The sequence below is a fragment of the Embleya sp. NPDC059237 genome, from assembly GCF_042754105.1.
Lineage (GTDB): Bacteria > Actinomycetota > Actinomycetes > Streptomycetales > Streptomycetaceae > Embleya.
In genome coordinates, this window is the sequence record NZ_JBHZAE010000001.1 from 254,031 (window position 1) to 271,166 (window position 17,136).

Here is a 17,136-nt window from a genome sequence, read left to right on the forward strand (position 1 = left end):
TCAGGGACGCAGGTCGGCGGGCAGGCCCGCGCCCGCGTGGTCGACGACGATCGGCCGGTAGTGGCCGCCGGCGGCCCCGGTGCGGGCGATCTCGTCGAGTTCGCCGGGCACTTGGACCAACGCGTCGGCCAGCAGCGTGCCGACGTCGTCGGCGAGCCGGGACAGCAGCGCGACGGTCGCCTCCGGGGTGTCGCCCTGTCGGGCGTAGCGGTCGTCGTTGTCCCAGTACCAGACCGAACCGGCGTCCTGCCCCTGGGTCTTGAGCACCAGCGCGCCGCCCTGGACCCACGCGACGGCCAGGAAGTCGGCGGTCAGCCGGTCGGTGAACCGGGCCGCCACGTCCAGCAGGTCGTACGGGTCGTATGCGCCGTAGAGGTTGAAGAACTGCTGGTCGAACACGAACCCGTGGCGCGGGTGCACCGCCGGGCGGGCCGGCGGGCCGGCGCCGTTGTCGATCAGCAACGCCCGGTAGGCGTCCGGGAGTCGGTACTTGAGGTACTTGCCCTCCAGGTGGGTCAGGTCGACGTCGGTCAGCGGTCGGCCGACGTGCAGCGTGACCGGCACCCGGGCCTGCTCGACCGGGCTCCACAGGCCGGTGCGGTCCCGGTCGACCGACGTCATCGTGGCCACCCCGCCGTGGTGGCGCATCGCGTTCTTGACGTCCACCGGGATCAGGTACAGCCGGCGCGCGTGCGGCGCGTGATGCCAGGTCCAGCCGCGCGGGGTCGCCGTCTCCACGAGGTCCCGGTAGAGCGGATCGCCGGTTCCGGCCGCCGCGAGGTTGGCCGCGAGGACGTCGGTGACCCTGGCCTCGTCGACACCGAGCCCCGGCGGGATCGGCGCGGCCTCGATCACCACCCGCGCGTACGGCAGGAAATCCGGGAATCCGTACAGGTCGACGAAGACCCCGTCGGGGTAGACCCGACTGCGCGAGGTGCGGCCGAAATCGACGATCGAGCCCGCGAATTCGGCGGCCGGCGAGTCGCCGGCCGCGGCACCGATATCGGTCATGGCGCGGTCCGTTCCGGATCTGCCGAATCCAGGAACGGGGAGGTCGGGTCGATCTCCCACAGCTCCAGGAATTGGGCGAAGGTATCGGCCACCCGACGGAGCAGGTGGGTCGAGATGTATTCGGGGGTGTATTCCTCGTCGGTGTCGAGGGTCGATTCGCTCCAATACCAGAGCGAGCCACATTCGGGTTCGGTCACCTTGATCGCCACGATTCCGGTGGTGAGGCGGGTGACCGGTAGATAATCCCGAGTGAGCACATCGCGGCAATAGCCGTGGGCGTAGAGCAGTTCGGTCTGCGGATCGCCGCCGGTGCGGTGGCCGTAGAGGTCGTCCTCCGGGTCCAGGCCACGCGGCATGAGCTGGGCGGCGACCGGGAAGTCGGCACCGTTGGTGGCGGCGAGCCAGGCCCGGTATTCGGCCGGCAGGGCGAACCCGAGTTTTTCCTCGAGTTCGCGCAGGGCTTCTTCCGAGAGGGTTCCTCGCGGCGTCAATTCGACGGTCAAGGCTGGACTCCAGGGTTGCCGGACGCGGGATCGGGGGCCATGGCGCTGGCGATACCACCGTGATGTTTCACCGCGTAGTGTACTGCGAACGGTATGAGCATCATGGTGCGTGTGCCCTCGACGTGGTGCCAGACGTATCCGGGAGCGCTGCGGCCCGGGCGGACGCCGGCCCACATCGGATCGTTTCTGAATTCCGCGTTGGCCTGGCGAATATCGAGCTTGCGCTGGTCGTCGTTCGCTTCCTGACGAGCTTCCTTGAATTTCTTGGTGCCGTCCGGGCCGGGCGGGAAATCGCTGCGCTCGGGCGGGGCGACGACGGTGTGCGGAAGATTGATGGTGCGCACCGCGTAGGTGGTGAAGTCCGGATAACCCTGCAGGTTGATGTAGACGCCGTCGGGGAAGTGGTTGTCCAGCGTCGGGCTCGCGAAGTGCACGATCCGGCCCGCGTATCCCGAGTTGATCGGGTAGCGGGGAGCACCGGTCATGTCCCGGCCGCGCAGCGCCAGGTCGTTCATGCGCTGCGCCAGGTCCGGGCCGGTCAGCAGTCGTCCGTCGGCGCCGCGCAGGAGGCGGTCGAACTCGTCCCTGGCCTGGCGCTCGGCGCTGGTCAGCTCGTCCGGGTTCGGGTGGTTGACCAGCGCGTCGATGCCGGAGGCGTCGAACATCCGGCGGATCGTGGCCCGATTGAGGTTGTTGCGGGGCGGTGCGCCGGTGTCCGGGTGCGGGTTGTTCGAGCGGGCGCTCTGCGGCATCTCGAACTCGGCGTCGCCGCGGTGGGTGTCCCAGGTCAGATTCGCGCGGTCGGCCATGAAGGACGGGTCGCGCGTGACGTCGAGGTCGTAGGGCGACTGGCCGCCTCGGACGTCGTCCGGCTTCGGCGGGTTCGGGTTCGGCGTCGGCGAAGTGGTGGGTGATGTGGGGGAGTTGGCGTTGATCGCGGCGTTGGGGTCGAAGTTCTCCGCGGCCGGGCGGGTCGCCATGAAGTCGCCGACCTCACGCTCGATGTCGTCGCGCCGACCGTCGTGCGTGGTGGGTCGATCGCCGGTCGGACTCGCCGTGGTCGCGGGCTCGCCGAGCGGGCGCGGATTGGCCTGCATCGGCGGCGCGAGGGGCGGCGTGGTGTCGATCGGACCGGGCGGATTGGCCTGCGTGTGCCGCGGCGGCGGGGGAGTGGCCGGGGTCGGAGCGGGGGTGGGGTTGGGATTGGGTCCGGATTGACCGGGGTTGGGGACGTGGCTGCCGGGGTCGACGGGGCCGGTCTGGATGGGTTGTTGGTTGTGCGGTGCAGGGTGGACCGGGCCGGTCTGGAAGGGCTGTTGGTTGTGCGGCGGTGCGGGGTGCACCGGGCCGGTCTGGAACGGCTGCGGGTGGTGCGGCGCGGGGTGAACCGGTTGCTGGTTGTGCGGGGGTGCGGGGTGCACGGGGCCCGTTTGGAAGGGCTGCTGGGTGTGCGGGGGCGTCGGCTGGACCGGGCCGGGTTGGATCGGTTGTTGGTTGTGCGGCGGGGCAGGTTGTACCGGTGGTTGTTGGGTGTACGGGTTGGGCTGCAACGGTTGTTGGGTGTGCGGGCCGGGCTGGTTGTACGGGCCCGGTTGTTGTTGCTGGGTGTACGGGTTGGGCTGGACCACCGGCTCGTGAGTGAACGGGGCCGGTGGTAGCGGCTGTTGCTGGTGGGCGTACGGGCCCGGTTGCATCGTCTGGAAGTGCGGGGCGGGTGGCACCGGCGGCGGCTGCATGTACGGGTTGGGCTGTACCGGCGGTGGTTGGTGCTGGGTGTAGGGGTTCACCGGTGGTTGCTGCTGGTTGTGCGGCTGCGGCGGCGGGGGTGGGGCGACCGGTTGGGTGACGGGCGGGGCCGTCATGGGGACCGGTCGGGCGTTCGGGTCGAGCGTGATCGCGGAGACGGTGATCGCGTTCGGGTGCGGCAGGTTCATGATCTGATTCGTCTGCGGGTCGATCCAGAGGATGTCGCCACCCACGTTGATCGCGGCCCAGGCGTGCGAACTGCGCACCACCCGGACCGAACCGTCCGGCTGGACCTCGTTGCGCGGGGGCCATTCGGTGACGATGTACGAGATCGAGCCGGGTCCGGAAGTCCGCAGGGCGGCATCGATCCGGGCGAAGGCGGCACCCGGGTTCGACGAGCCGTCCGGGTTGAGGTCGAGCCGGTTCCAGGGCGCGCCGGTCTCCTGCTCTGCGCGCTGCATGCCGTTCGTCTCGCCGCCGTTCTCACCCGGCACGCGGGCCGCGGACACCTCCGGTCGACCGAACCAGGTGTTGCCGAAGGCCAGTACGCCGTCAAGGCAGTTGATGCCTCGGCCGGGCACCTGGTGGCCGCCGTCGTTCTGCAACCGGAACCAGCGGCCCTGGCGCGGGTCGGGGTGCACCACGGGTGTGCCGTCGGGGTGGCGAGGTACCGCGTTGTTCAACGCGCTTACATCGCTCCAGGTGGGCGGGAGCAGGCCGCCGGGCTGGTTGAACGGACGCCCGGCGGACAGCGGCGGGCGGCCCGCCATCGGACCGCCGGACGTGGGCGGCGGCGTGTGGTGCGGCATCGGTTGCGCGTAGGGATTGTTTGCCACCGGGGTGTTGCCGTACGGCGTCCCGTTGTAGGGGGACGGCGTGTTGGGGTTCGGGTGGAACGGGCCGCCGCCCTGGAACGGGGGAGCCGCCGGGCCGGGGTGGTTCGGGCCGGGGTCGATGTCCGGGCCCCGGCCGAGGAGGACGCGCATGCGGTCGCCGAGGCTCTGGAGGGTGTTGCGGAACGGGCCGGTGTGATCGGGCCGTACGGGGGCGCCGGGCGGCGTCGTGGTGAGCGGGCCACCCGGCTGCGGGGTCGCGTCGATGGTGGTGTCGCCGTTGCCGTCCCGGACCGGGGCGGGCGTCGCGTCCGGGGTCGGGTGAGATGCCGGGTCGGGGTCGCCCACGGGGTCCGGGGTCGGCGTGGCGTCCCGATCCGGGGAGGGATCGGTGTTCGCCTCCGGGGTGGGCGTGCCGTCCCCGTCCGGGGCGGCCTCGGTGTCCCGATCCGGCGTCGGGTCGGGGGACGGGTCCGGTGTGGTGTCCTGACGGGGGTCGGAGTCCGGGGTGACCTCGGGGGTCGGGTCGGGCTTCGTGTCGGGACGGGTGTCGGGCGCGGTGTCGGGCTCCGCGTCCGAGTGGGTGCCCGGGGTGACGTCCGAGGCGGTGTCGGTTTCCGGCGTCGGTCGCGCATCCGGGGCGCCGTCGGGGGTGTTGTCCGGCTGCGCGTCCGGGGTCGAGTCCGCGGTCGGATTCGGTTCCGTGTGGGGCGACTTCGGTGTCGTGTCCGCACTCGACTCCGGCGTGGTGTCCGGGGTGTCGGTGTGGTGGTCGGGTGTGGTCGAATCGGCGTCCGGGCGGGCCGGGTTCGGCTGTCCGGTGGCGTCCGGGGTCGGGCCGGCCGGGCGCGTGGTCGGCGGCACCGACATGTCGATCGGCCGCGCGTTCGCGTCCACGGGCAGCGCCCATACGCGGATCTGGTCCGGATACGGCTCGGGCATGACCTCGCCCGACTGCGGGTCGACCCACAGGACGTCGCCGTCCACGTTGACCGCGGCCCACGCGTGCGAGACCCGGCCGGTGTCGATCGTGCCGTCCGGTTGGATCCGCGGTTCGGTCGGTCTGGAGGTGACGATGTACGTCAGCGCGCCCGGCCCCGCGTCGCGCAGCCGCGCCTCGATCTCGCCGTACGCGCCGGAGATGTCGGTACTGCCGTCCGGGCGTTGGCCCAGGGGCGTCCAGTTCCCGCCGATCTCGCGCTGGGCCCGCTCCGGTGCCCTGGTCTCGCCGCCGTTCTCACCGGGGATCCGCGGCGCGGCCACCTCGGGGCGGCCGAACCAGGTGTTGCCGAAGGCCAGCACGCCGTCCATGCAGTTGTTGGCCCGACCGGGCACGTCGATGCCCCCGTCGTTCTGCAGCGGGAGCCAGCCGTCGACGCGAGGATCCGGGTGCACCACGGGGGTGCCGTCGGAGGCGCGCGGGACGGCGTCGACGAGCGCCGACTGGTCGCGCGCGCTCGGCGGCATCAGGCCGCCGGTCTCGTACAGCGGGCGGCCGTCGTTCAGCGGAGGGCGGTCGGCCAGCGGCCCGGCCGGATTCTGCGGCGAGTCCGGCTGTGGGGAGGCCGGGCGGGAATTGCCGTACGGCGTCGAGTCGTAGGTGGTGCCGGAGTCGGAACTCGGCCGGAACGGACCGGAGTTCGGGCCGGCATCGGTGGTCGGGCCGGTGTCCGGGGCGACGTTCGGGGAGGCGTCGGGGCCTCGACCGAAGAGATTGCGGACGCGGTTGCCGAATCCGTCGAGGGCGTCGCCGAGCCGGCCGGCCGGGGCCGGGCTGATCGAAGCGCCGCGCTGCGGGCCGACGGGCGGCAGGTGCAGCACGGTGACGCCACCGTCCGAGCCGTCCCGCGTCGGCGAGGCATCCCGGCCCGGGCGCGGCGAGGCATCGCCGCTGTGCGAGTCGGCCGAGGGATCGGCGCTGAGATCGGTGCCCCGCTGCGGATCCGGCGTGGCATCCGGCCGAGCGTCCGGCGCGGCCTCGCCGTCCGGATCGGGCGAGCCGTCCCGGATCGGTTCGCCGGCCGGGTCGGGCCGGGTATCCGGAGTCGCGTCGGACCTCGTGTCGGGCCGACCATCCGGCGTGACATCGCCGTCCGGATCGGGCCGGGCGTCGGGCGTGGTGTCCCCGGTCGGGTCCGGCTGGGCGTCCGGTGTCGTGTCGGACGTCGGGTCCGGTCGAGAGTCCGGCGTGGTGTCGCCGGTCGGATCCGGCCGGGTGTCCGGCGTCGAGTCCTGCCGGGTCTCCGTGGTCGGGTCCGGCCGGGCATCCGAGTCCGGGCGTGCGTCCGTGGTCGGGTCCGGGCCGGGCTCGGTGTGGGTGTCCGGCCGGGTGTCCGGCTTCTGGTCCGTGGTTCGGTCCGGCGTGGGGTCGGTGGCCGAGTCCGGGCGGTGCTCGGTGTGCGGCGTGGTGTCGGGGGATGTGTTCGGGTGGGCGGGGGTGCCCGAGCCCACCGTGCGTTGACCCGGAATGCGGTTCGTGGTGTCCGGCGAGCCGCTGCTCGGCACGTTGTGGTTCGGTGAAGTGCTCTGTCCGGCACCGGAGTTGGTGGTCACACCGGCAGGCCGGGTCGCCGCCGGACCGGACGCCGTGTTGTTCGCGGTCGTACTCCCGTTGCCCACACCGGAGTTGCCCGTCGTGGCCGACCCCGCGCCGGGGTGCGCGTTTCCGGCCCCGGCGGCAGCCGTACCCGTGGCCGCGGCCGTAGTCGTCGCCGACACGTTGGTCGTGGTCGAACCCGGCCCGGATGGCGACGGCCCGCCACTCGACGTCGAGCCTGCCGAGGACGGCCCGGCCGCGACCGGAGCCCCCGTCGCCGCATTGGCGGTCTGTACCCCGCCACCGCCGTGCGGCGAACCGCTCGCGGCCGGCGAACCACCCACTGCGGGCGCGCCGCTCGCGGCGGGCGAGCCACCGGCGGGCGCACCGGCAGGCGCGGGCACGCCACCTGGCTGACCGCCGCCCGGCGGCGGAGCCTGCACGTAGGTCGTGGTGTTCTGCGCCGGCCCGCCGCTGTGGGCCGGCGGGCCCTGCGCCGGTGCGGAAGGCACCGTCGAGGTATCCGCCGTGGGAGGCGGGGCCGTCGACGCACTCTGGGTCGCGACCGGAGCGTGTGCGGGCCGGTGGTCACCGCTGGAGTTCCCACCGGAGTTCCCGGAGTTCCCCGAATTCCCACCGGGGTTTCCGGAGTTACCTCCCGAGTTCCCGGAGTCGCCACCCGAGTGGCCCCCGGAATTCCCGCCCGAGTTCCCAGAGTTGTTGTGCGGCGAACCCTGATTCCCACCGGATCCACCGTTGGACCCGTTGGACCCGTTGGACCCGTTGGACCCGTTGGACCCGTTGGACCCGTTCGATCCGTTCGATCCGTTCGGCCCATTGGAGTTGTGCGACCCCCCGGAGCCGTTCGACCCGTTCGACCCACCGGACCCGTTCGACCCGTCCGAACTCCCCCCGTTCCCCCCGCCGTTTCCCGACCCCCCACGATCCGGGTTCAGTGTCGAATCGATTCTGTTGCCGCCGACGTTCCCGCCCGCGCCCAGGTTCGGCGTGCCGATGTTCGGGACATTGAACGCGTTCGAGACCCGATCGCCCGCCTTCGACGCCGCGTGATCGGTCGCCCCGCCCAGCCCCCCGCTCGCGAAGGTCTCCCAGTTCACCGGGCCGCCGGTGGCCACCGTGCCCGCGACCTCGGCGCTCACGTTGGAGGCGAGCGACGTGGTGACGCCCTTGATGCCGGACTCGGCGCCCTCGCCGAAGACCTTCTTGCCGAGCCCGTTCACGCCGATCGCGGCCAACCCGCCCGCCGCGCCGCCGCCCGCGGCCAGCGCGGTCTGCTTGATCGAGTAGCCGTCCTGAGAGCCCCAAGTCATGTGGATGAACTGGGAGATGATGTCGTCGCGCACCTCGGACAGTGCCTCGAGGGCGACGTTCTTGAGCAGTCGGCGCACCATCGACGCCTCGATGCGGCCCAGCATCCGCCGCAGCACCTGCATGAACGAGAACCGCAGCGCGGCGGTCGAGGCCGCCGCGGTACCGGCGGTGATGCCGAGGGTGATCGGCGCGGCCGCGATCTGGGCCAGGATCGCCGCGCCCTGGATGGTGGCCATCGTGACGAACTCGATCTTGGTGGCATAGATCGTGTCACTCGTGTCGTCCGCGGCGCCGCCGAGTGCCTTGGACGCCGCCTCCAGGGCCGGGAAGAACGCCTTCTCGCCCTTGCTCAGCTTGTCCCACATCCGAAGGAAGGCTTCCATGCCCTTGCCCTCGTTGGCGGCGTTGAGCTTGTTCACCGCCGCGGTGAGGTCCCCCGCGACCTTGCCGAGTTCGGTCGCGGCGTGCTCCCACGCCTTGCCCAGGGCCTCACACTTGTCCTCGTCGCCCTCCGGCCAGTCGACGCCGACGAGCAGTTCGAGGACCTTCTCGACTATCTCCCCCGCTTCGACCGCCATCAGGCTTTGCCACCGAAGCTCTCACGGTTGTGGTCCTCGGTCTTCTGGTAGTTGCCGGCGGACGTGTCGAGACCCTTGCCGATTTCCCCGAGACCCTTGGCGAGCGCTTCGAGCGCTTCCAGCACCTTGTCCCGGGCGGGCTTGTACGACTTGGCGAAGCCGTCGCCGAGGTCGTCGTCCCCCCAGCACTCGCCCAGGCCCTCGATGGACGTCTTGAGCGTCGTTCGGATCTCGGCCACGCGGCGTCCCGCGTCGGTGAAAGCCTTACCCGCCGTCTTGAAGTCCGAGGGGAGGGCCTTGTACCCCGTACCCGCGTCCGCCGTCATGTGAGAACACCCCCGTGTTCCATGTCTCTCTGGCTGTCGCATCGACCCCGGCAGGTTCCGGAGGGACGTCTTCCGGGGGCATGAAGGCAAGACACTAATTCACGATTCGCCGGAGTGTCACGTTTCCGGGGAGCCGACCGCGAGCCTTCCGGAAGCCGACCGCGAACAGACCGCGAACAGACCGGAAGCCGACGTCGCCCCTGCAACGTCGGCTTCCGGAAGCCACATCAACCCCTATTCGGGCACAAACCACACAGCGGCCAGCGGCGGCAGCGTCATCGACGCGGAGGCAGGTCGCCCGTGCCACGCCACGTCCTCGGCCCGTACCTCTCCCTGGTTGCCGACATTGGCGCCGCCGTAGCCGGCCGCGTCGGTGTTCAACACCTCACGCCACCGGCCCGCGTGCGGCAGACCGACCCGGAAGTCCTCCCGGACCACCGGGGAGAAGTTGCACACGCACACCAGCTGTTCGCCGGCCGCGCCGTGCCGGACGAACGACAGCACGTTGGACGCCGCGTCGCCGCCGTCGATCCAGGAGAAGCCCTCCGGGCGGGTGTCCTGGGTCCACAACGCCGGCCGGCTCCGATAGACCGAGTTCAGGTCGCGGACCAACTCCCGGATGCCCTGATGCTCGGCGTGGTCCAGCAGCCACCAGTCCAGGCCGCGCGCCTCGGACCACTCCGCGCCGTGGCCGAATTCCGAGCCCATGAACAACAACTGCTTGCCCGGGTGGGCCCACATGAAGGCCAGGTAGGCGCGCACGTTGGCCATCTGCTGCCAGCGGTCGCCCGGCATCTTGTCCACCATCGAGCGTTTGCCGTGCACCACCTCGTCGTGGCTGATCGGCAGGATGTAGTTCTCGCTCCACGCGTACATCAGCGAGAAGGTGATCTCGTTGTGGTGGTGCTGCCGGTGGATCGGCTCCTTCTGGATGTATTCCAGCGAGTCGTGCATCCAGCCCATGTTCCACTTGAACCCGAAGCCGAGTCCGCCGCTCTCGGTGGAGCGGGTCACCCCGTCCCACGCGGTGGACTCCTCGGCGATGGTGAGCACGCCGGGTACCCGCCGGTACAGCGTCGCGTTCATCTCCTGGAGGAAGGCCACCGCGTCCAGGTTCTCCCGGCCGCCGTGCTGGTTGGGCGCCCACTCGCCGTGCTCGCGCGAGTAGTCCAGATAGAGCATCGAGGCGACCGCGTCCACCCGCAGCCCGTCGATGTGGAACTCCTCGCACCAGTAGACCGCGTTGGCTACGAGGAAGTTGCGCACCTCGTGCCGGCCGTAGTCGAAGACCAGGGTGCCCCAGTCGGGGTGCTCGCCCCGGCGCGGATCCGGGTGCTCGTACAGCGCGGTCCCGTCGAACCGGGCCAGCGCCCACGCGTCCTTGGGGAAGTGCGCCGGCACCCAGTCCACCAGGACGCCGATCCCGGCCCGGTGCAGCGCGTCCACGAGGTGCCGGAACTCGTCGGGATTGCCGAACCGCGAGGTGGGCGCGTAGTACGAGGACACCTGATAGCCCCACGATGGGCCGTACGGGTGTTCCGCCACCGGCAGCAGCTCCACATGGGTGAAGCCCATCTCGGTCACGTAGGCGGGCAACTGCTCGGCCAGTTGGAGGTAGCTCAGGCCCGGTCGCCACGAGCCCAGGTGGATCTCGTACACGCTCATCGGCGCGATGTGGTGGACCGTCTCGGCCCGCTTCTCCAACCACTCCTTGTCCGACCACGTGTAGGTCGGGGTGTGCACGACCGACGCGGTGGACGGCGGCAGCTCGGTGGCGAAGGCCAGTGGGTCGGCCTTTTGCCGGGAGACCCCGTCCCGGCCCAGGATCTCGTACTTGTACTTGGTGCCGTCGCCGACGTCGGGCACGAACAGCTCCCAGACCCCGGAGGAGCCCAGCGAGCGCATCGGGTGCGCGATGCCGTCCCAGTAGTTGAAGTCGCCGACCACCCGCACCCCGCGCGCGTTCGGCGCCCAGACCGCGAACGAGGTGCCGGTGACCGGGCCGTTGGCGGTCTCGTAGGAGCGCACGTGCGCGCCGAGCACGTCCCACAACCGCTCGTGCCGGCCCTCGGCGATCAGGTGTATGTCCAACTCGCCCAGGGTGGGCAGGAAGCGGTACGGGTCGTCGGTGTGCAGCTCGGTGCCGTCGTAGCGGATCTCGAGCCGGTAGTCGGGCACCTCGGTGCCGGGCAGCAGGCCGGTGAACAGCCCCTCCGCCTCGTGGGTGAGCGGCACCCGGTGCTCTCCGGTGACCACGATCACCTCACGGGCCCACGGCCGCAGCACCCGCACCACCACGCCGTCCACGCCGGGCACGTGCGGATGCGGGCCGAGCAGCCCGTGCGGATCGTGATGGCCGCCGTCCACCAGACGGCGCAACTCGTCGGCGGCCAACGGTGGCACCCCGGGCCGGCCGGTCGGCCGGGGGCGGGCACGCCCCGCCGAACGCTTGGCAGGACGGCCGGCGACCCCGCCGTCCTCGGTTGACGCGCTGTCCTGACGGGCCGTCACGGATGGGACCTCCTGAGACGTTGGTACGGAACGGGAATCGACGATGCGTCAGTGCGGCAACGGCGCACGTTCGGCCAAGCGCCGGATCGCCGACATCGGCACCGGCAACCACGAGGGGCGGTTGCCCGACTCGTACATGACCTCGTAGACGGCCTTGTCGGTCTCGAAGGCCCGCAACAGCACGGGTTCGGAGTGCGGGTCGAACGAGCCCGCGTCGGCGTACCCCGCACAGAAGGCTTCCCGATTGCGGGTGGCCCATTCCTCCGCACGGCGTACCAGGTGTGGCGCGGGCGTCCCGCGCCCCCAGAATCCGCCGCCGCCGGCGAGCAGGTGTCGGGCCGCGTAGTCGAACGAGCGCAACATCGCGGCGATGTCGCGCAGCGGCGAGTGCAACGAGCGCCGTTCGCGCAGCGGCCGGGCCGGCTCCCCCTCGAAGTCGAGCAACACCCACCGGGTGGCGGTGCGCATCACCTGGCCGAGGTGGAAGTCGCCGTGGATGCGCTGGAGCGGCACGGGGTGACCGTCGCGGCCCAGCGCGCGCAGATCCCGGTACGCCTCGCGCAACCGATCGGTGAACGGGGCCAGCTCCGGCACCGCCTCCGCCGCCGCGTGCAACCGGCGCTCCATGTCGTCGGCGATCGCGGTCAGCTCCGGCTCGCCCGCCACCGCGGTGGGCAACGAGCGGGCCAGGTCGGCGTGTACCTCGGCGGTCGCCGCGCCCAGCCGGAACGACTCGCCGGCGAAGTCGCCGCCGGTCTCGTGCGCGTGCGGCCCCGCGCCGCGCACCTCTTGGCCCGCGTACAGGTCGCGCACCGAGGTCTTGGCCAGCTCCCAGCCGTCGGTTCCGGTACGCAGGTACTCCTGGAGCATGCCCAGCGTGGTCGGCTCGCCGTCCGCGTCCGGGAAGGGCATGTCGAACCAGGCGATCGGCGCGGGGATCCGGCGCGAGCCCGCGCCGGCGAGGGCCAGCGAGACCTCCAGGTCCGGATTGACCCCGGGCACCACCCGGCGGAACAACTTCAGGATCACGTCGTCGCCGAAGATGATCGACGTGTTGGACTGCTCGGCGCCGATCACCAGGCCGACGTGTTCGGGATCGGGCGCCTGGGCGCCGGGGCGATGGAAGGCCAGCGGGCCGACGGTGTCCGCCGCGACGAACCGTTCCGGCAACCACCGGGTCAGCTCCGCGTCGTGCACACCGTCGTAGAGGCTGCTGCCGTTGGGCAATCGGCCGATCAGGGCGTGGGTGAGCCGGTCCGGCAGACCGGCGCGCACGCCGAGGAGGAGTTGGTAGTGCTCGGGTGCGCCACCGTGGTCGACCCGCAGCAACATGTGGTGCAGCGCGGGATCGCCGGAGACCACTTCGAGACTGTGGACCACGCCGACCCCACGAAGAGGCCGGCCCTTGCCGGCGAACCATCTCTGCTGCGGCAGCCAGTCGCGCAGCAGAGCGATCACGGCGGAGGCAGTCGGATCGTGGGGTCGGGTGGAATCCGTCACAGCGTCATTTCTCCACGGGTGAGGCGGAACCAATAGAAACCGTGCCCCGCGAGGGTGAGCAGATACGGCAGCTCGCCGATCGCGGGAAACGTCACCCCCCCGAGCAGCTCGACCGGTTCATACGTCTCGAACTGCCGCAGATCCAGCTCGGTCGGCTGGGCGAAGCGCGAGAAGTTGTGAACACACAGCACGATGTCGTCCTCGAATTCGCGAAGGAACGCCAGCACGCTGGGATTGGACGAGGTCAGCTCGTTGTACACACCGAGCCCGAAGGCCGGGTTCTGCTTGCGCACCTCGATCATCCGGCGGGTCCAGTGCAGCAGCGAGGAGGCGTTGGACATCTGCGCCTCGACGTTGGTGACCTGGTAGCCGTAGACCGGGTCCATGATGTTCGGCAGGTACAGCCGACCCGGGTCGCACGTGGAGAAGCCCGCGTTGCGATCCGGCGTCCACTGCATCGGCGTGCGCACTCCGTCGCGGTCGCCGAGCCAGATGTTGTCCCCCATGCCGATCTCGTCGCCGTAGTACAGGACGGGCGAGCCCGGCAGTGACAGCAGCAGTGCCGTGAACAGTTCGATCTGATTGCGGTCGTTGTCGAGCAGCGGCGCGAGCCGGCGGCGGATGCCCACGTTGGCCCGCATGCGCGGGTCCTTCGCGTACTCCTTGTACATGTAGTCGCGTTCCTCGTCCGTGACCATTTCGAGGGTCAACTCGTCGTGGTTGCGGAGGAAGATGCCCCACTGGCAGTTGTCCGGGATGGACGGCGTGCCGGCCAGGATCTCCGAGACCGGGTAGCGTGACTCGCGGCGCACCGCCATGAAGATGCGCGGCATCACCGGGAAGTGGAACGCCATGTGGCACTCGTCGCCGTCGCCGAAGTAGTCCACCACGTCCTCGGGCCACTGGTTGGCCTCGGCCAGGAGCACGGTGTCCGGGTACTTGTCGTCGATCTCCTTGCGCACCCGCTTGAGGAATTCGTGGGTGGCGGGCAGGTTCTCGCAGTTGGTGCCCTCCTGCGCGAACAGGTAGGGCACCGCGTCGAGGCGGAAGCCGTCGATGCCCAGGTCCAGCCAGAAGCGCAGGCCGGCCAGCATCTCCTCCTGCACACGCGGGTTCTCGTAGTTGAGATCCGGCTGGTGGCCGAAGAAGCGGTGGAAGAAGTACTGCTTGCGCACCGGGTCGTAGGTCCAGTTGGACGACTCGGTGTCGACGAAGATGATCCGCGCGTCGCCGTAGGCCTTGTCGTCGTCGGCCCACATGTAGTAATCGCCGTACGGCCCGTCCGGGTTGTTCCGCGACTCCTGGAACCACATGTGCTGATCACTCGTGTGGTTCATCACGAAGTCGATCACCACCCGCATGCCGCGCTTGTGCGCCGAGTCGACGAACTCGACGAAGTCGGCGAGGTCGCCGAACTCGGGCAGCACGGCGGTGTAGTCGGCCACGTCGTAGCCGCCGTCGCGCAGCGGCGAGGCGAAGAACGGCGGCAGCCACAGGCAGTCGACGCCCAGCCACTGGAGGTAGTCCAGCTTCTGGGTCAGTCCCTTGAGGTCGCCGACCCCGTCCCCGTTGCTGTCCTGGAAGGATCGGACCAGGACCTCGTAGAAGACGGCTCGCTTGAACCACAGGGGATCGCGATCCCGCGACGGGGTGTCGTCGAAGGTGTCGCGGACGGGTTCGTTGACGATCACGGGCTGTTCCTCCGGACCGAGAAGAGATGCGCGGGCTCGTGCGCGGGATCGAGACGCACGTAGTTGTGCCGACCCCAGCGGTAACCGGCTCCGGTGAACTCGTCGTGCACCGCGAAGGTGTCCTGCCAGTCCAGGCCGAGGGCGGGCAGGTCCAGGTGGACCCACGCCTCGTGGGTGTGGTGCGGATCGAGGTTCACCACGACCAGGACCAGGTCGTCGACGTCACCCACCCGGGTGCGCTTGGAGAAGGCCATGACCGCATCGTCGTCCACGTGATGGAAGGTCAGGTTTCGTAGACGTTGCAGGCTCGGGTGCCGGCGGCGCACACGGTTGAGCGTGGTGATGTACGGCGCCAGCGAGCGCCCCTCGCGTTCGGCGCGGGCCCAGTCGCGCGGACGCAGTTGATACTTCTCCGAGTCGTGGTACTCCTCGCTGCCCGCCTTGACGGCGACTTGCTCGTACAGCTCGAAACCCGCGTAGACGCCCCACGTGGGGGAGAGCGTGGCGGCGAGCAGGGCGCGAACCTTGAACGCGGCCGGACCGCCGTACTGCAGATAGGCGTGCAGGATGTCGGGCGTGTTCACGAAGAAATTGGGCCGCATGTAGGCGGACGCCTCACCGGTGGTCAACTCGGTGAGGTATTCCTGAAGTTCGTCCTTGCCGTTGCGCCAGGTGAAGTACGTGTACGACTGCTGGAAGCCGACCTTGGCCAGGGTGCGCATCATCGCCGGGCGGGTGAACGCCTCGGCCAGGAACAGCACGTCGGGATCGGTCGCGTTGATCGTGGCGATCACCTGCTCCCAGAACATCACCGGCTTGGTGTGCGGGTTGTCCACCCGGAAGATCCGTACGCCGTGCGCCATCCAGTGCCGCAACACCCGCAGCGTCTCCTCGACCAGACCGTCGAAGTCGGTGTCGAAGTCGATCGGGTAGATGTCCTGGTACTTCTTCGGCGGGTTCTCCGCGAAGGCGATGGTGCCGTCGGCGCGATGCCGGAACCACTCGGGATGCTTCTCCACCCACGGGTGGTCGGGGGAGACCTGGAGCGCGAAATCGAGGGCGACCTCCATCCGCAACTCGCGGGCCCGGGCCACGAACGCGTCGAAGTCCTCGATCGTGCCCAGGTCCGGGTGGATCGCGTCGTGCCCGCCCTCGGGCGAGCCGATCGCCCACGGCGAGCCGGGATCGTGCTCGCCGGCCACGAGGGTGTTGTTGGGACCCTTGCGGAAGGCGGTGCCGATCGGGTGGATCGGCGGCAGGTACACCACGTCGAAGCCCATCGCCGCGACCTGCGTCAGCCGTTCCATCGCGGTGCGGAAGGTGCCGCTGCGCGGGGGCCGGCCGCCGGTGGGATCCACCACAGCGCCCTCGGAACGGGGGAAGAACTCGTACCAGGAGCCATACAGCGCGCGTTCGCGCTCGACCCGCAGCGGATAGCGGGCCGAGGAGGTGACCAACTCGCGCAGCGGATGCCGGGCCAGCACCTCGTCCAGGTCGGCCGAGCGCGCCGCGGCCAGCCGCTCGGCGGGCGAGCGCGTCTCGTCCCGCAGCGCGTCCACCGCGGCCAGCACGACCGCTTGCCGACCGTCCTTCTTCGGCACCCCGGCGGCGGCCCGCTCCAGGAGTTGCGCGCCCTCCTCCAGGACGAGCCCGACCTCCAGGCCCGCCGGGATCTTGATCCCGGCGGCGTGCCGCCAGGTCGCGATCGGGTCGCCCCACGCCTCGACGGCGTAGGACCACATCCCCTCGGCGGTCGGGGTGACCGTCGCGTGCATCCGGTCGGTTCCGGGCGCGCCCGGGACCATCGGGGTGAGCGCGCCGGCCCGGCCGCGCGGGTCGCGCAACACGACGCCCGCGGCCACCGCGTCGTGGCCTTCGCGGAAAACCGTGGCGCCGACGTGGAAGGTCTCGCCCGGGATCGCGCGCACCGGGCGGGTGCCGCCGTCGACCACGGGTTCGACGTCGATGATCGGGATCCGCCCGATCCGCGGCGCGGCCGGCTTGGCCGTCTTGGTCGACCCGCCGCCGCGCCCGGCGCCCGCGGCGCCCGCGGTCCGTCCGGATTTCCCGGCGCGCGCCGGTGACTTCGCGGCGGTCGACGTCGCGGTGGTGTCGGCCGGCGCGGCTGCGGCCCGTGTGGCCCGCGACCCTCCGGCGGTCGTCTTCCGTGCCGCGGCCTCGTCGGCCGCGACCTGCCCCGCCCGGGGTGCGCGAGCGCCCCCGGGGTCCTTCCCAGCCGAACTGGTCATGCCGAACTCCTGTACCCACGGACGGGCGTCCCGTGCGCGTCGCGCGCGATGCACCCGTACGGAAACCCACTCGATACCCCGATTGCCGGACCCGGGAGTGGCGACGAACCGACCCGGCGGCGACCGGTGGGATCGCTCGGGTCCACCTCTCACCGCTGCGCGGCGGCCATTGCTCGTGACGCGACCACCAGGCGGGGACCGGGTGGGGCCCGGCCCGCGACCGTGGACGGCGGATGTCTGGTGTGTCCGCGGTACGGCGGGACGGAAGGACCCGGCTGTTCAACGATCGTCAAGTCGATCGGGGCACGGTCCATATGGTG

8 protein-coding genes are annotated in these 17,136 nt (G+C 70.8%); all 8 read right to left on the minus strand.

Annotated elements, in window-relative coordinates; translation table 11 throughout:
- Positions 1-1,011, minus strand: a complete 1,011-nt coding sequence (locus ACFXKZ_RS01135; RefSeq protein WP_379995059.1) for an SMI1/KNR4 family protein — start codon at positions 1,009-1,011, stop codon at positions 1-3.
- On the minus strand, positions 1,008-1,514 hold the full coding sequence (locus ACFXKZ_RS01140) for an SMI1/KNR4 family protein (protein WP_160161398.1): 507 nt from the start codon (positions 1,512-1,514) through the stop codon (positions 1,008-1,010). Before ACFXKZ_RS01140 ends, ACFXKZ_RS01135 begins: the two co-directional genes overlap by 4 nt.
- A complete protein-coding gene (locus tag ACFXKZ_RS01145) occupies positions 1,511-8,539 on the minus strand; it encodes a toxin glutamine deamidase domain-containing protein (RefSeq protein WP_379995062.1) in 7,029 nt (2,342 codons plus the stop codon). The genes ACFXKZ_RS01140 and ACFXKZ_RS01145 overlap by 4 nt, the downstream gene beginning before the upstream one ends.
- The gene (locus ACFXKZ_RS01150; protein WP_379995063.1) at positions 8,539-8,865 is read right to left on the minus strand and encodes a WXG100 family type VII secretion target; all 327 of its coding nucleotides are present in this window, start codon (positions 8,863-8,865) and stop codon (positions 8,539-8,541) included. The genes ACFXKZ_RS01145 and ACFXKZ_RS01150 overlap by 1 nt, the downstream gene beginning before the upstream one ends.
- A 234-nt stretch (positions 8,866-9,099) precedes the next feature.
- The gene (glgB, locus tag ACFXKZ_RS01155) at positions 9,100-11,376 is read right to left on the minus strand and encodes a 1,4-alpha-glucan branching protein GlgB (RefSeq protein WP_379995064.1); all 2,277 of its coding nucleotides are present in this window, start codon (positions 11,374-11,376) and stop codon (positions 9,100-9,102) included.
- Positions 11,377-11,424: 48 nt separating this feature from the next.
- Positions 11,425-12,876 carry a maltokinase gene (locus ACFXKZ_RS01160; protein ID WP_379995066.1) on the minus strand — a complete coding sequence of 484 codons (1,452 nt, stop codon included), beginning with the start codon at positions 12,874-12,876 and terminating at the stop codon, positions 11,425-11,427.
- Positions 12,873-14,567 carry a maltose alpha-D-glucosyltransferase gene (treS, locus tag ACFXKZ_RS01165; protein WP_078975378.1) on the minus strand — a complete coding sequence of 565 codons (1,695 nt, stop codon included), beginning with the start codon at positions 14,565-14,567 and terminating at the stop codon, positions 12,873-12,875. Before treS ends, ACFXKZ_RS01160 begins: the two co-directional genes overlap by 4 nt.
- Entirely contained in the window at positions 14,564-16,816 is a 2,253-nt protein-coding gene (locus ACFXKZ_RS01170) for an alpha-1,4-glucan--maltose-1-phosphate maltosyltransferase (protein ID WP_379995068.1), read from the minus strand. Before ACFXKZ_RS01170 ends, treS begins: the two co-directional genes overlap by 4 nt.
- Positions 16,817-17,136: the final 320 nt, after the last annotated feature.

Excerpts from the sequence above, each read along its gene's own strand:
- ACFXKZ_RS01135 (WP_379995059.1), bottom strand. The coding sequence starts at position 1,011 with ATGACCGATATCGGTGCCGCGGCCGGCGACTCGCCGGCCGCCGAATTC.
- ACFXKZ_RS01145 (WP_379995062.1), bottom strand. The coding sequence starts at position 8,539 with ATGGCGGTCGAAGCGGGGGAGATAGTCGAGAAGGTCCTCGAACTGCTC.
- ACFXKZ_RS01150 (WP_379995063.1), bottom strand. The coding sequence starts at position 8,865 with ATGACGGCGGACGCGGGTACGGGGTACAAGGCCCTCCCCTCGGACTTC.
- ACFXKZ_RS01170 (WP_379995068.1), bottom strand. The coding sequence starts at position 16,816 with ATGACCAGTTCGGCTGGGAAGGACCCCGGGGGCGCTCGCGCACCCCGG.